Source organism: Photobacterium sp. GSS17, assembly GCF_028621875.1.
In the GTDB taxonomy this organism is placed as follows: domain Bacteria; phylum Pseudomonadota; class Gammaproteobacteria; order Enterobacterales; family Vibrionaceae; genus Photobacterium; species Photobacterium ganghwense.
On record NZ_CP117517.1, the window covers coordinates 18410 to 34143 of the forward strand.

The following is a 15734-nucleotide window of genomic DNA, read 5'->3' on the forward strand; positions in this document are numbered from 1 at the left end:
AATCCTCATCCTTAAGCCGTGATCACGCGTTGGTTGGTACTGGGTAGTAAGTTTCACCTTTGCCCGCTTTTTCGCGCAGGCCAGCCGGTACCTCATACAGGGCACCCAGATGAGCAAAACGATCTGCCATCGCCACGTAGTTCGCCAGACCCACAGTATCCAGGTAACGGAACACACCGCCACGGAACGGAGGGAAGCCAAGACCATATACCAGCGCCATATCGGCTTCTGCCGGGCTGGCAATAATGTCTTCTTCCAGACAGCGAACGACTTCGTTGATCATCGGCACCATCATGCGGGCGATGATAGCCTCGGCATCCAGCTCCACATTACCACTGACCACCGGTGCCAGTAGCCCGGCCACGTCGGCATCCACTGTTTTCTTCGGCTTGCCTTTACGGTCAACCGTGTAGGCGTAGAAGCCTTTGCCATTTTTCTGGCCGAAGCGCTGGGTTTCGTACATTACATCCACAGCGTCTTTGAAGTCTTTGCCCATACGATCCGGGAACCCTTCTGCCATGACGGCTTGCGCATGGTGCGCGGTGTCGATACCCACCACATCCAGCAGGTAAGCCGGGCCCATCGGCCAGCCGAATTGTTTCTCCATCACTTTGTCGATTTGTGTGAAGTCGGCACCGTCACGCAGCAGCAGGCTGAAACCCGCAAAGTAAGGGAACAGCACACGGTTGACGAAGAACCCCGGGCAGTCGTTGACCACAATCGGGGATTTACCCATCTTCGCGGCATACGCGACGACGCGGTTAATGGTCTCTTCCGATGTGTGCTCGCCACGGATAATTTCAACCAGCGGCATGCGGTGAACCGGGTTGAAGAAATGCATTCCGCAGAATTTTTCCGGGCGCTTCAGGCTTTTCGCCAGTTGGTTGATCGGGATGGTAGAGGTATTCGAGGTAATCACGGCATCGTCACCGACCAGCGCTTCCACTTCGCTCAGTACAGCAGCTTTGATTTTCGGGTTTTCCACGACCGCTTCCACAACCACATCTACGTCTTCGGCACCGGCGTAGTGGAGGGTTGGTGTGATGCTGCTCAGGACGCGGGCCATGCCCAGGCCGTCAAGGTAGCCGCGTTCCATCTGCTTGTTGAGCAGTTTGGCCGCTTCTCCCATCCCTAGCTCCAGTGACGGGTCAGCAATATCTTTCATGATTACCGGCACACCTTTCAGTGCTGACTGGTAGGCAATACCGCCGCCCATGATGCCGGCACCCAGTACCATGCCTTTAGCCGCTGGTTTACCGGCTTTGGCTGCTTGTTTGGCCTGGCCTTTGATGTACTGGTCGTTCAGGAAGATGCCGACCAATGCTTTGGCTACGTCGGTTTTCGCCAGGGTTACAAAGTGTTTGTTTTCGATAGCCAGCGCTTCATCACGGCTGCAGCGGGCAGCTTCTTCGATGGTTTTGACGGCTGTCATGGGGGCCGGATAGTGTGGGCCGGCAATTTGCGCCACCATGCCTTTGGCCATGGTAAAGCTCATGGTGGCTTCGATCTTGTTCAGTGCCAGCGGGGCTTTTTTCTGGGCACGGCGGTGTTGCCAGTCCAGCTTACCGGCAATGGCCTCTTTCAGCATGGCCAGTGCTGCATCACGCAGCTGCGCCGGTTCGACCACACCGTCCACCAGGCCCAATTTCAGGGCATCCAGGGCTTTTTTGTCTTTACCGGCAGTAATGATTTCCATGGCGGAGTCCGCCCCCAACAGACGAGGTAGTCGGACAGTGCCGCCAAATCCAGGCATGATGCCCAGCTTGATTTCCGGCAGGCCAACGCGGGCCGTGCTGTCTGCCAGGCGGAAGTCGGTGGACAGCACGCATTCGCAGCCACCACCCAAAGCATGACCATTGATCGCCGACAGTGTCGGCACCGGCAGGTCTTCTAATTTGTTGAAGATATCATTGGCATGGGTCACCCATTGAGACAATTCTTCAGCCGGTTTGGCAAACAGGCCGAGGAACTCGGTAATGTCAGCGCCGACAATGAAAGCGGATTTAGCCGATGTCAGTAGTAGTCCTTTCAGCTCGGTTTGGTGATACAGGACATTCAGTGCTTCGTTCAGGCTCTCCAGGGTTTTCAGGTCGAATTTATTGACACTGCCAGGGGCATTGAAGTTGAGTTCCGCGATGCCATCTTCCAGATAGCTAACGGATAGGGTTTCACCTTGGTAAATCATGTTCTATCTCCGTGAAGTTCGGTCTGAGCCGAATTGATTTAACTAGTTAGACCTGCCAGTAGGTTAAAGAATAGTCTGAACCCCTTGCTCAACAATTACAACACTCAATTTAAACATTTGTTTAACTTTCTTGATCTATACCCAAGGGGGATAGGGTATGTAAATGCAAAATATTGCTTTTTTGGAAGGTTATTTATTCTGTTTTTCAGTCAATTAGATGGTTTTGGGAGAAAGCTCTAAAGCTGAAAGATGAAGACTGGCAGGCTGAAAAGTATCGATCGTAAATGAGATATTCGTAGCACGGGGCTGCGGATTTATTCCATCGAAGGATCGATAGATATGAAGAATAAGCGGACATTTTTGTCTGTGGCGCTGGCGGCGGCATTATTGCCGGTGACAGGGCAAGCAGCCATGATGAAGAAGCCTGAACCGGTATGGGTGCCGGATATGGATTTCAGCTGGGTACCCGATTTACCGCCCGGTGACCCGTTGTTCAGTCAGCAGTGGCATTTACGCAATACCGGCCAGAATGCTTTTGCTAAGACCGCCGGGACACCCGGTCAGGACATGAACCTGTGGCTGACTCATCTGCTGGGGATTCATGGTGTCGGGGTGAATGTCGCTGTTATTGATGACGGCTTGGAGATCCACCATCCGGATCTGGCTGCCAATATTCGTCCCGGCTCCTGGGATGTGGTGAACAATGACAACGATCCCAGCCCGGAAGATCCGTCCGACAATCACGGTACTGCAGTAGCCGGTTTGACGGCAGCGGTGGGCTGGAATGCGATCGGGGGCCGAGGAGTGGCTCCCCGGGCCGGACTGAAAGGGTTTAACTGGCTGAAAAACCAGTCTCAGGAAGGATGGCTGATGTCACACGGGGCGGCCGCCAATACCCAAGACACCCGGGTATTCAACCAGAGTTACGGCTATTCCACCATTTTCCCCATTGCTTATGATTTGACGGACCCTGAGTTTGCCCTCGAAGAGCAAGTGTATGAGCAGGTGACCCGCGATGCCCATCAGGGGCGCGGCAGTATATTCGTGAAGTCGGCCGGTAACAGCTACCGTTATTTCTATGGCTGGATTGGCGAGGGGCTGGGCGGTGCTTATGTTCTACCGGGTGACTTTTTCGATAAATCCCGGGTCGGTCCGGCTAATGCCGGGCTGCCGATGCAGGACAGTAACCTGACGCCGACCAATGCCAACTACTGGAACCTGGTCGTTTCGGCCCTCAATGCCGACGGCGGTTTGTCTTCCTACAGCAGTGTGGGAGCCAACGTCTTCGTTTCTGCCCCGGGTGGGGAATACGGTGATGAAAAACCAGCCATGATTACCACCGACTTGTCGGGCTGTGAAGCCGGCAGCAATGTCACTGGTGATACCAGTAACGGCTTGCACGGTGGCCATGAGCTTGACCCGAACTGTGACTTTATGGGCACCATGAACGGGACGTCATCTGCGGCACCGAATACATCGGGTGCGGTCGCGTTGATCATGTCGGCCAATCCGGCGCTGAGCTGGCGGGACATCCGCCATATCCTGGCGTCGACAGCGACCAAAACCGATCCGGCCAACTCGGGGGTTTCGCTCAGTTTTACCCAGACATCGGGAGATGTAGCCACCTATGACGCGATACCGGGCTGGCAAACCAATGCGGCCGGATACGATTTCCATAATTTTTATGGCTTTGGCCGGGTCAACATTGATGCGGCTGTAATGATGGCGATGCACTACCGCAAGCATTTACCGCCATTGCAGATTACTGACTGGGCAACGACTCAGGCAGATGCCGTCATTCCGGATGCGAAGATTGACGGGGTGACCAGTACGTTTAATCAGCGCAAGAACTTTGTGGTCGAGAGCGTCCAGGTCAAACTGGATCTTGATCATGAGCGCCTGAATGATCTGGCGATCGAGCTGGTCTCGCCGTCCGGTACCCGCAGTGTCCTATTGTCACCACGTACCGGTCTGGTAAGCCAGTCGCTGGACAAATCAATTACCGGGTTTGAGCAGCAGCTGCTGCTGACCCACCATTTCTACGGTGAGAAAGCGAAAGGCAACTGGCAGCTGGTGGTACGGGATACCAGCCAGGACAGCAGTAGCTGGGTGGCGTATTTTGATCCGTCGAACGCCTTCCCAATCAGTTTCCCGAATAACAGTGCCGATGGGGTGCTGAAGGCATGGGATATTCGTTTCTTCGGTCACAAGGGCAATAAGGGGAAAAAACAATGAAGAAATTGCATTGGCAGTTCGGACTGCTGGCGGCACTGGTGATGGGTGCCGGTTCTGTAATGGCTGAACAGCTTCCCCCGTTACCGGCTGACGCGCAGGCGAGTTTGCATGCTGCGGGCGAAGTGGAAATGAACGGTAAGCGCTACACCAAACTGGCGCCGACGGCTGCGGCTCCTGGCATGCTTCGTGCCGCTCCGACAGTGAGCGAGGGTCTGTTTGTCGGGGATCGATTGCTGGCGGATGGGTCAACCCTGGGGCCGGTAGAGGTCAGCGGGGGAATTTTTGTCCGTCTCGCGCCGGGTGTCAGCGCGCAGCAATTTGCGGCGGATAATCAGCTGGAAGTGGTGTTCGCCGGGACAGACATTGTGTTGTTTAAAGCCGCGGCGGGGGGGGATTTGCTCCCTCTGCTGGCGGAGCTGGAGCGCGATCCCCGTGTCAGCCAGGCAAAACTGGAGCTGGTAGGGCAGCGTAATCGCCCGCAATAATCGGTCGAAGTTTAACTGGGCCAAAGCAGCAAAGGGAGGCGTAAGCCTCCCTTTTGTTATCTGGGTTGTTGCTGGCATTGCCGTTTGTGCTCTCAGTGTAGGTCGCGTCAGGGGAAAAAGTCACAAGTTGTGAGCAGGGAGCCGTAATCTGGTTGGCGAGGCCGTGGGCAGGATGTGTTATTCTGTGTGGTTCACGTAATTTGATGAGCAGCATGGCAGAAGCATGACAGCATCACAGCCCTATCTCATTCCGGCCCAGGGGGTAGTGTTTGAGGAAGAAATCAAAAAAAGCCGCTTTATTACCTATCTGGCGCACACGCCTACGGTTGAAGCGGCTAAAGCCTTTGTCCAGCAGATAAAGGAAAAGCACCATGATGCCCGTCATAACTGCTGGGCGTTTGTCGCTGGTCGGCCGGAAGATTCCATGAAGTGGGGCTTCAGTGATGATGGCGAGCCCTCAGGGACTGCCGGTAAACCGATTCTGGCCCAGCTGACCGGTTCCGGTGTGGGAGAGATCACGGCTGTGGTCACCCGTTACTACGGGGGGATTCGGTTGGGGACCGGTGGTCTGGTCAAAGCGTATGGCGGCGGTGTGCAGCAAGCGCTAACTGTGCTGCAAACCAAAGAAAAGATAATAACTTCAGAATTAACAGTAAGCTGCGCGTATAATCAGTTGTCATTGGTGGAAACCCTGATGGCAGAGTACGATGCGCAGCAAATTGATGCGGTCTATGCCGATGGGGTGACCCTCACTATAGTGCTGGATCGGCGTCAGGTTGACACCTTTTGTGCCAAGCTGACCAACCGCAGTGGCGGTCAGGTTGAAGCCAGCCCGCGCTCGGCTGAAGCCCCGTAAACCCTGTTTATCAATAGCATAGATGAGAGCCGAACCAGGCCATGCAATTTCGCTCTATTATTAGGATTGTCGGGCTGCTGCTCGCATTATTCAGTGTCACCATGCTGGCACCGGCCATTGTTGCCCTTATTTACCGCGATGGGGCCGGTTTTCCCTTTGTCGTCACTTTCTTCTTACTGCTGGCTGGTGGGGCTCTGCTGTGGCTGCCTAACCGCCGTTATCGCCGGGAATTAAAAGCCCGGGATGGTTTCCTGATCGTCGTGTTGTTCTGGACCGTTATCGGCAGCGCCGGGGCGGTGCCTTTTATCTTGTCCAAAACCCCGGACCTATCCGTGACCGATTCTTTTTTTGAATCTTTTTCGGCCCTGACCACGACCGGGGCAACGGTAATTGTCGGGTTAGACCATCTGCCTAAAGCCATCCTGTTTTACCGTCAGCTGCTGCAATGGTTCGGTGGTATGGGGATCATCGTCCTGGCAGTGGCCATCTTGCCGGTACTGGGGATCGGGGGCATGCAGCTTTACCGGGCGGAAATTCCGGGGCCGGTCAAAGACAGCAAGATGACTCCTCGAATCGCTGAAACCGCCAAAACGCTCTGGTATATCTACCTGACGTTAACGGTCACCTGTGCCGTGGCATTCTGGCTGGCGGGAATGTCAGTCTTTGATGCAATCTCTCATAGCTTCTCGACCATTGCGATTGGTGGATTTTCCACTCACGATGCCAGCATGGGCTACTTTAACAGTTCCACCATCAATATGATCACCGTGGTGTTTCTGTTGATATCGGCCTGTAACTTCTCGCTGCACTTTGCCGCATTTGCTCATGGCGGGATAAATCTGCGTGCCTACGTGCGGGATCCGGAGTTTCGGGCCTTTCTGGTTTCGCAGCTGATCCTGCTGGCGATCTGTTATTCCATGCTGTTAAAGCATCATTCGTATGAGTCGTACTTTGATGCTTTTGATCAGGCGCTATTCCAGACCGTGTCCATCTCAACGACAGCCGGTTTTACCACAACCGGTTTCTCCGAGTGGCCACTGTTCCTGCCGGTGTTGCTCTTGTTTTCCTCCTTCGTCGGAGGCTGTGCCGGTTCGACCGGAGGGGGCATTAAAGTGATTCGTATGCTGCTGTTATTGCTGCAGGGGATTCGAGAGCTGAAGCGCCTGGTGCACCCACGCGCGGTATACACCATCAAAGTCGGGAACAAGGCATTGCCACAGCGAGTTGTCGATGCGGTATGGGGATTTTTCTCGGCTTATGCGCTGGTCTTTGTCATTTGTATGCTGGCCCTGATTGCGACTGGCATGGATGAGCTAACGGCATTCTCGGCTGTGGCAGCAACGCTGAATAATCTCGGGCCGGGGCTGGGCGAAGTCGCGGTGCATTTCGGGGAAGTGAACGACACCGCAAAGTGGGTGTTGATTGTGGCCATGTTGTTTGGTCGTCTTGAAGTCTTTACGTTACTGGTGCTGTTTACGCCGACGTTTTGGCGTAACTAATCACTGATAGCAGGGGTAGTAAGGAGGAAAGGTGGAAAAAGTATTACTGCTTCATTCCAGCAGTGATGGGCAAACCATCAAAATCATGCGTCACATTGAAGCTTCGCTGGGCGAGGGGTATCAGTGTGAGCTGGTGGATTTAAACCAGCTACCTGACGTTGAATTTTCCCGGTATGACCGAGCGCTGATTGGCGCCTCGATCCGCTATGGTCATCTTAATAAAGCGCTGTATCAGTTTATTGCCAAGCATCAGTCAGCACTGGTGCAACACAAAGTCGGCTTTTTCTGCGTGAACCTGACGGCACGTAAAGAAGGCAAGAATACGCCGGAAACCAGCGTCTATATAAAGAAGTTCCTACAAAAATCCGCCTGGCGGCCTGAACTGATGGGCGTGTTTGCCGGTGCTTTGCGTTATCCGCGCTACAAGTGGTTCGATCGGGTCATGATTCAGTTCATCATGCGTCTGACGGGGGGAGAGACCGATACCTCGAAAGAGGTTGAATATACTGATTGGCAAAAAGTCGCGGCTTTTGCAGGTCAGTTCAAGGCGCTGTAATACGCTCTCCTAGTGGTTTTGCGTGTTTTTTGTGCGAACGCTTCGGTAGGGCATTTTTTTTCAAAAAAAGCCCTTGCCAAGCCGATCGAACTCTCTATAATGCGACCTCACTGACACGGAGCGCGGCGAGATAAGCCAGCGACGTGAAAGAAAAGTTCTTTAACAATTTGACCATGCAATCTGTGTGGGCACTCGTGAACTGATAGTCAAAAAGATTTATCGATGAACTGAGTGACCAATTCAAAATGACTTCGGTTATTTTGGCACAGTCAATTTAATTCAGTATTCATCGAGCCAAAACTTTAATTGAAGAGTTTGATCATGGCTCAGATTGAACGCTGGCGGCAGGCCTAACACATGCAAGTCGAGCGGCAGCGACAACATTGACCCTTCGGGGGATTTGTTGGGCGGCGAGCGGCGGACGGGTGAGTAATGCCTGGGAACATGCCTTAGTGTGGGGGATAACCATTGGAAACGATGGCTAATACCGCATAATCTCTACGGAGCAAAGAGGGGGACCTTCGGGCCTCTCGCGCTAAGATTGGCCCAGGTGGGATTAGCTAGTAGGTGGGGTAACGGCTCACCTAGGCGACGATCCCTAGCTGGTCTGAGAGGATGATCAGCCACACTGGAACTGAGACACGGTCCAGACTCCTACGGGAGGCAGCAGTGGGGAATATTGCACAATGGGGGAAACCCTGATGCAGCCATGCCGCGTGTGTGAAGAAGGCCTTCGGGTTGTAAAGCACTTTCAGCAGTGAGGAAGGCGGTATCGTTAATAGCGGTATTGTTTGACGTTAGCTGCAGAAGAAGCACCGGCTAACTCCGTGCCAGCAGCCGCGGTAATACGGAGGGTGCGAGCGTTAATCGGAATTACTGGGCGTAAAGCGCATGCAGGCGGCTTGTTAAGCCAGATGTGAAAGCCCGGGGCTCAACCTCGGAATCGCATTTGGAACTGGCAGGCTAGAGTCTTGTAGAGGGGGGTAGAATTTCAGGTGTAGCGGTGAAATGCGTAGAGATCTGAAGGAATACCGGTGGCGAAGGCGGCCCCCTGGACAAAGACTGACGCTCAGATGCGAAAGCGTGGGGAGCAAACAGGATTAGATACCCTGGTAGTCCACGCCGTAAACGATGTCTACTTGGAGGTTGGTGTCTTGAACACTGGCTTTCGGAGCTAACGCGTTAAGTAGACCGCCTGGGGAGTACGGTCGCAAGATTAAAACTCAAATGAATTGACGGGGGCCCGCACAAGCGGTGGAGCATGTGGTTTAATTCGATGCAACGCGAAGAACCTTACCTACTCTTGACATCCAGAGAACTTAGCAGAGATGCTTTGGTGCCTTCGGGAACTCTGAGACAGGTGCTGCATGGCTGTCGTCAGCTCGTGTTGTGAAATGTTGGGTTAAGTCCCGCAACGAGCGCAACCCTTATCCTTGTTTGCCAGCACTTCGGGTGGGAACTCCAGGGAGACTGCCGGTGATAAACCGGAGGAAGGTGGGGACGACGTCAAGTCATCATGGCCCTTACGAGTAGGGCTACACACGTGCTACAATGGCATATACAGAGGGCAGCAAGACCGCGAGGTGGAGCGAATCCCACAAAGTATGTCGTAGTCCGGATTGGAGTCTGCAACTCGACTCCATGAAGTCGGAATCGCTAGTAATCGTGGATCAGAATGCCACGGTGAATACGTTCCCGGGCCTTGTACACACCGCCCGTCACACCATGGGAGTGGGCTGCACCAGAAGTAGATAGCTTAACCTTCGGGAGGGCGTTTACCACGGTGTGGTTCATGACTGGGGTGAAGTCGTAACAAGGTAGCCCTAGGGGAACCTGGGGCTGGATCACCTCCTTACCTAAAGACTGCGCTTTGCGTAGTGTCCACACAGATTGCTTGGTCGAAATGTAGAGAACATGTGTTCGGGTACCCAAACCCGAAACAAAAGGTCCCATTCGTCTAGAGGCCTAGGACACCGCCCTTTCACGGCGGTAACAGGGGTTCGACTCCCCTATGGGACGCCACGGGTCGTTAGCTCAGTTGGTAGAGCAGTTGACTTTTAATCAATTGGTCGCAGGTTCGAATCCTGCACGACCCACCATCTTCTCCTCGGAAGATGTAAAACATCGGAGGGCGATTAGCTCAGTTGGGAGAGCACCTCCCTTACAAGGAGGGGGTCACTGGTTCGAGCCCGGTATCGCCCACCATTCTTTCTTTAGAAAGTTTAGAAAGACTGAAATATAGAGGGGCTATAGCTCAGCTGGGAGAGCGCTTGCATGGCATGCAAGAGGTCGGCGGTTCGATCCCGCCTAGCTCCACCACTCTCTAAACACACTTACGAGTGTTGTTAGAAAGTGTCTATTCCTTCGGGATAACAACACATGCTCTTTAACAATCTGGAAAGCTGACTAGTAATTCGATTCATACGAATCGAAATTATTGTTTCTCGAAAGAGAAACGAGTTCTCAAGCAATACACATTCAAGTGTCTTGTGTAAGAAGAGTCCGGCAAAACAAACTAACCATCTTAACTCAGATGGAAAAACCTTGGTTGTTTGAACATACAAAACCTCTTGGGGTTGTATGGTTAAGTGACTAAGCGTACACGGTGGATGCCTGGGCAGTCAGAGGCGATGAAGGACGTACTAACTTGCGATAAGCGTAGATGAGGCAGTAAGAGCCACTTGAGTCTACGATTTCCGAATGGGGAAACCCAGCTGCATAAGCAGTTATCATCAAGTGAATACATAGCTTGATGAGGCGAACCGGGGGAACTGAAACATCTAAGTACCCCGAGGAAGAGAAATCAACCGAGATTCCGGCAGTAGCGGCGAGCGAAACCGGATTAGCCCTTAAGCGCTTTAGGTGTCAGGCGAATGAGCTGGAAAGCTCAGCGATACAGGGTGACAGCCCCGTAGCCGACAACACATTTGGCGTGAAAACGAGTAGGACGGGACACGTGTTATCTTGTCTGAAGATGGGGGGACCATCCTCCAAGGCTAAATACTCCTGACTGACCGATAGTGAACCAGTACCGTGAGGGAAAGGCGAAAAGAACCCCTGTGAGGGGAGTGAAATAGAACCTGAAACCGTGTACGTACAAGCAGTAGGAGCAGGCTTTGTCCTGTGACTGCGTACCTTTTGTATAATGGGTCAGCGACTTAATTTCAGTAGCAAGGTTAACCGTATAGGGGAGCCGTAGGGAAACCGAGTCTTAACTGGGCGTGCAGTTGCTGGGATTAGACCCGAAACCGAGTGATCTAGCCATGGGCAGGTTGAAGGTGCGGTAACACGCACTGGAGGACCGAACCGACTAATGTTGAAAAATTAGCGGATGACTTGTGGCTAGGGGTGAAAGGCCAATCAAACTCGGAGATAGCTGGTTCTCCCCGAAAGCTATTTAGGTAGCGCCTCGGACGAATACTACTGGGGGTAGAGCACTGTTAAGGCTAGGGGGTCATCCCGACTTACCAACCCTTTGCAAACTCCGAATACCAGTAAGTACTATCCGGGAGACACACGGCGGGTGCTAACGTCCGTCGTGGAGAGGGAAACAACCCAGACCGCCAGCTAAGGTCCCAAAGTTATCGCTAAGTGGGAAACGATGTGGGAAGGCTCAGACAGCCAGGATGTTGGCTTAGAAGCAGCCATCATTTAAAGAAAGCGTAATAGCTCACTGGTCGAGTCGGCCTGCGCGGAAGATTTAACGGGGCTAAGCGATACACCGAAGCTGCGGCAATGCGCATTAGCGTATTGGGTAGGGGAGCGTTCTGTAAGCCGCTGAAGGTGTCCTGTAAGGGGCGCTGGAGGTATCAGAAGTGCGAATGCTGACATGAGTAACGATAAAGGGGGTGAAAAACCTCCTCGCCGGAAGACCAAGGGTTCCTGTCCAACGTTAATCGGGGCAGGGTGAGTCGACCCCTAAGGCGAGGCCGAAAGGCGTAGTCGATGGGAAACGGGTTAATATTCCCGTACTTCTTGCTATTGCGATGGGGGGACGGAGAAGGCTAGGTGGGCCTGGCGACGGTTGTCCAGGTTCAAGGGTGTAGGCTGATGGTTTAGGCAAATCCGGACCATCTCAAGGCTGAGACCCGATGTCGAGGCACCACGGTGCTGAAGTCATTGATGCCATGCTTCCGGGAAAAGCCTCTAAGCTTCAGATAGCAAGAAATCGTACCCCAAACCGACACAGGTGGTCGGGTAGAGAATACCAAGGCGCTTGAGAGAACTCGGGTGAAGGAACTAGGCAAAATGGTACCGTAACTTCGGGAGAAGGTACGCTGCCGGCGGTGAAGAGACTTGCTCTTGGAGCTGCTGGCAGTCGCAGATACCAGGTGGCTGCAACTGTTTATTAAAAACACAGCACTGTGCAAAATCGAAAGATGACGTATACGGTGTGACGCCTGCCCGGTGCCGGAAGGTTAATTGATGGGGTTATCCTTAGGGAGAAGCTCTTGATCGAAGCCCCGGTAAACGGCGGCCGTAACTATAACGGTCCTAAGGTAGCGAAATTCCTTGTCGGGTAAGTTCCGACCTGCACGAATGGCGTAATGATGGCCACGCTGTCTCCACCCGAGACTCAGTGAAATTGAAATCGCAGTGAAGATGCTGCGTACCCGCGGCTAGACGGAAAGACCCCGTGAACCTTTACTACAGCTTGGCACTGAACATTGACCCTACATGTGTAGGATAGGTGGGAGGCTTCGAAGCAGGTACGCCAGTATCTGTGGAGCCGTCCTTGAAATACCACCCTTGTAGTGTTGATGTTCTAACGTCGCCCCCTTATCGGGGGTGCGGACAGTGCCTGGTGGGTAGTTTGACTGGGGCGGTCTCCTCCCAAAGCGTAACGGAGGAGCACGAAGGTGGGCTAATCACGGTCGGACATCGTGAGGTTAGTGCAATGGCATAAGCCCGCTTGACTGCGAGAATGACGGTTCGAGCAGGTGCGAAAGCAGGTCATAGTGATCCGGTGGTTCTGAATGGAAGGGCCATCGCTCAACGGATAAAAGGTACTCCGGGGATAACAGGCTGATACCGCCCAAGAGTTCATATCGACGGCGGTGTTTGGCACCTCGATGTCGGCTCATCACATCCTGGGGCTGAAGTCGGTCCCAAGGGTATGGCTGTTCGCCATTTAAAGTGGTACGCGAGCTGGGTTTAGAACGTCGTGAGACAGTTCGGTCCCTATCTGCCGTGGGCGTTGGATGATTGAGAGGGGCTGCTCCTAGTACGAGAGGACCGGAGTGGACGAACCTCTGGTGTTCGGGTTGTGTCGCCAGACGCATTGCCCGGTAGCTAAGTTCGGAATCGATAACCGCTGAAAGCATCTAAGCGGGAAGCGAGCCTCAAGATGAGTCATCCCCAGAGCTTTAAGCTCTCTGAAGGGTTGTTCGAGACTAGAACGTTGATAGGCAGGGTGTGTAAGCGCTGTGAGGCGTTGAGCTAACCTGTACTAATTGCCCGTGCGGCTTAACCATACAACACCCAAGGGGTTTTACGGACTCCATGAGCACTTGAATGATGTGCTTGAACTTTAGTCAGTTTTTTCCAAGATTGTGATTTACGGCCTGCGGGCGGTGAATCAAAGAATTTGCCTGGCGACCATAGCGCTGTGGACCCACCTGATCCCATGCCGAACTCAGACGTGAAACGCAGCAGCGCCGATGGTAGTGTGGGGCCTCCCCATGTGAGAGTAGGACATCGCCAGGCACCTATTCCAGAAAGCCCGTTGGGTCACAACGGGCTTTTCTTTCGCTCCAACTGGTGAATCAGTGAGCGGAGTCACGCTAAGGTTTTTTACTGACTGAAAAAGTAGAGAATTTTACCTTGACTTAAACGCTGGGAAGCGTATTATACGCCTCCTGACTTGCTGAAGCGCTCCGCGCTAACGCATTGAAAGTCAACGTTCTTTAACAATTTGACCATGCAATCTGTGTGGGCACTCGTGAACTGATAGTCAAAAAGATTTATCGATGAACTGAGTGACCAATTCAAAATAGCTTCGGTTATTTTGGCACAGTCAATTTAATTCAGTATTCATCGAGCCAAAACTTTAATTGAAGAGTTTGATCATGGCTCAGATTGAACGCTGGCGGCAGGCCTAACACATGCAAGTCGAGCGGCAGCGACAACATTGACCCTTCGGGGGATTTGTTGGGCGGCGAGCGGCGGACGGGTGAGTAATGCCTGGGAACATGCCTTAGTGTGGGGGATAACCATTGGAAACGATGGCTAATACCGCATAATCTCTACGGAGCAAAGAGGGGGACCTTCGGGCCTCTCGCGCTAAGATTGGCCCAGGTGGGATTAGCTAGTAGGTGGGGTAACGGCTCACCTAGGCGACGATCCCTAGCTGGTCTGAGAGGATGATCAGCCACACTGGAACTGAGACACGGTCCAGACTCCTACGGGAGGCAGCAGTGGGGAATATTGCACAATGGGGGAAACCCTGATGCAGCCATGCCGCGTGTGTGAAGAAGGCCTTCGGGTTGTAAAGCACTTTCAGCAGTGAGGAAGGCGGTATCGTTAATAGCGGTATTGTTTGACGTTAGCTGCAGAAGAAGCACCGGCTAACTCCGTGCCAGCAGCCGCGGTAATACGGAGGGTGCGAGCGTTAATCGGAATTACTGGGCGTAAAGCGCATGCAGGCGGCTTGTTAAGCCAGATGTGAAAGCCCGGGGCTCAACCTCGGAATCGCATTTGGAACTGGCAGGCTAGAGTCTTGTAGAGGGGGGTAGAATTTCAGGTGTAGCGGTGAAATGCGTAGAGATCTGAAGGAATACCGGTGGCGAAGGCGGCCCCCTGGACAAAGACTGACGCTCAGATGCGAAAGCGTGGGGAGCAAACAGGATTAGATACCCTGGTAGTCCACGCCGTAAACGATGTCTACTTGGAGGTTGGTGTCTTGAACACTGGCTTTCGGAGCTAACGCGTTAAGTAGACCGCCTGGGGAGTACGGTCGCAAGATTAAAACTCAAATGAATTGACGGGGGCCCGCACAAGCGGTGGAGCATGTGGTTTAATTCGATGCAACGCGAAGAACCTTACCTACTCTTGACATCCAGAGAACTTAGCAGAGATGCTTTGGTGCCTTCGGGAACTCTGAGACAGGTGCTGCATGGCTGTCGTCAGCTCGTGTTGTGAAATGTTGGGTTAAGTCCCGCAACGAGCGCAACCCTTATCCTTGTTTGCCAGCACTTCGGGTGGGAACTCCAGGGAGACTGCCGGTGATAAACCGGAGGAAGGTGGGGACGACGTCAAGTCATCATGGCCCTTACGAGTAGGGCTACACACGTGCTACAATGGCATATACAGAGGGCAGCAAGACCGCGAGGTGGAGCGAATCCCACAAAGTATGTCGTAGTCCGGATTGGAGTCTGCAACTCGACTCCATGAAGTCGGAATCGCTAGTAATCGTGGATCAGAATGCCACGGTGAATACGTTCCCGGGCCTTGTACACACCGCCCGTCACACCATGGGAGTGGGCTGCACCAGAAGTAGATAGCTTAACCTTCGGGAGGGCGTTTACCACGGTGTGGTTCATGACTGGGGTGAAGTCGTAACAAGGTAGCCCTAGGGGAACCTGGGGCTGGATCACCTCCTTACCTAAAGACTGCGCTTTGCGTAGTGTCCACACAGATTGCTTGGTTAAAATGTGAAGAGCGAAACGATGCTGGGTCTGTAGCTCAGGTGGTTAGAGCGCACCCCTGATAAGGGTGAGGTCGGTGGTTCAAGTCCACTCAGACCCACCACTTCCTGCCCAAAGGAAGCTGGTGAGGCATCGGAAACGTTGGGGCTATAGCTCAGCTGGGAGAGCGCCTGCCTTGCACGCAGGAGGTCAGCAGTTCGATCCTGCTTAGCTCCACCACTCTTTAAGGGTTTTCCCTGAGAATCTTTAAACAGTGGTGTTATCTCGTTGGA

6 protein-coding genes, 6 tRNA genes and 4 rRNA genes are annotated in these 15734 nt (G+C 53.3%); 15 read left to right on the forward strand and 1 reads right to left on the reverse strand.

The annotated features are described in order from the left end of the window. Window positions 1-22: 22 nt before the first annotated feature. On the reverse strand, window positions 23-2185 hold the full coding sequence (gene fadB / locus PGW97_RS00085; protein WP_047887524.1) for a fatty acid oxidation complex subunit alpha FadB: 2163 nt from the start codon (window positions 2183-2185) through the stop codon (window positions 23-25). 339 nt (window positions 2186-2524) lie between these two features. On the opposite strand from fadB, the gene PGW97_RS00090 reads away from it, so the two are divergent. The 15 genes from PGW97_RS00090 (at window position 2525) to PGW97_RS00160 (ending at window position 15681) form a co-directional block, all read left to right on the forward strand. Further along, entirely contained in the window at window positions 2525-4420 is a 1896-nt protein-coding gene (locus PGW97_RS00090) for a S8 family peptidase (protein WP_273858072.1), read from the forward strand. After that, complete coding sequence (locus tag PGW97_RS00095) at window positions 4417-4905, forward strand: hypothetical protein (RefSeq protein WP_273858075.1); 489 nt, start codon at window positions 4417-4419, stop codon at window positions 4903-4905. The genes PGW97_RS00090 and PGW97_RS00095 overlap by 4 nt, the downstream gene beginning before the upstream one ends. Window positions 4906-5128: 223 nt before the next feature. After that, window positions 5129-5761, forward strand: coding sequence for a YigZ family protein (locus PGW97_RS00100; protein WP_047887527.1), 633 nt, complete (start codon window positions 5129-5131; stop codon window positions 5759-5761). 41 nt (window positions 5762-5802) lie between these two features. Continuing rightward, window positions 5803-7260: a TrkH family potassium uptake protein gene (locus PGW97_RS00105; RefSeq protein ID WP_273858077.1), complete on the forward strand. Its 1458-nt coding sequence runs from the start codon at window positions 5803-5805 to the stop codon at window positions 7258-7260. Between the two features lie 31 nt (window positions 7261-7291). Next, window positions 7292-7816 (forward strand): menaquinone-dependent protoporphyrinogen IX dehydrogenase, encoded by a 525-nt coding sequence (gene hemG / locus PGW97_RS00110; RefSeq protein ID WP_273858079.1) that lies wholly within the window; start codon window positions 7292-7294, stop codon window positions 7814-7816. A 303-nt stretch (window positions 7817-8119) separates the two neighbouring features. Beyond that, window positions 8120-9671 (forward strand): 16S ribosomal RNA (locus tag PGW97_RS00115). 91 nt (window positions 9672-9762) lie between these two features. After that, window positions 9763-9838: transfer RNA gene (locus PGW97_RS00120), tRNA-Glu, on the forward strand. A gap of 1 nt (window position 9839) precedes the next feature. Then, window positions 9840-9915 (forward strand) — tRNA-Lys (locus PGW97_RS00125). A 30-nt stretch (window positions 9916-9945) separates the two neighbouring features. Then, window positions 9946-10021: transfer RNA gene (locus PGW97_RS00130), tRNA-Val, on the forward strand. 38 nt (window positions 10022-10059) lie between these two features. Continuing rightward, window positions 10060-10135 (forward strand) — tRNA-Ala (locus tag PGW97_RS00135). 263 nt (window positions 10136-10398) lie between these two features. Then, window positions 10399-13290, forward strand: a 23S ribosomal RNA gene (locus PGW97_RS00140). Between the two features lie 116 nt (window positions 13291-13406). After that, a 5S ribosomal RNA gene (gene rrf, locus PGW97_RS00145) occupies window positions 13407-13522 on the forward strand. 344 nt (window positions 13523-13866) lie between these two features. After that, window positions 13867-15418, forward strand: a 16S ribosomal RNA gene (locus tag PGW97_RS00150). The 16S, 23S and 5S rRNA genes sit together here with 6 tRNA genes alongside, the layout of an rRNA operon. Window positions 15419-15488: 70 nt before the next feature. After that, window positions 15489-15565: transfer RNA gene (locus tag PGW97_RS00155), tRNA-Ile, on the forward strand. Between the two features lie 40 nt (window positions 15566-15605). Next, window positions 15606-15681, forward strand: a tRNA-Ala gene (locus PGW97_RS00160). Window positions 15682-15734 lie beyond the last annotated feature (53 nt).

What these genes read in the sequence shown, in the direction of transcription:
- fadB (WP_047887524.1), bottom strand. Translation starts at nt 2,185, where the DNA reads ATGATTTACCAAGGTGAAACCCTATCCGTTAGCTATCTGGAAGATGGC.
- PGW97_RS00090 (WP_273858072.1), top strand. Translation starts at nt 2,525, where the DNA reads ATGAAGAATAAGCGGACATTTTTGTCTGTGGCGCTGGCGGCGGCATTA.
- PGW97_RS00095 (WP_273858075.1), top strand. Translation starts at nt 4,417, where the DNA reads ATGAAGAAATTGCATTGGCAGTTCGGACTGCTGGCGGCACTGGTGATG.
- PGW97_RS00100 (WP_047887527.1), top strand. Translation starts at nt 5,129, where the DNA reads ATGACAGCATCACAGCCCTATCTCATTCCGGCCCAGGGGGTAGTGTTT.
- PGW97_RS00105 (WP_273858077.1), top strand. Translation starts at nt 5,803, where the DNA reads ATGCAATTTCGCTCTATTATTAGGATTGTCGGGCTGCTGCTCGCATTA.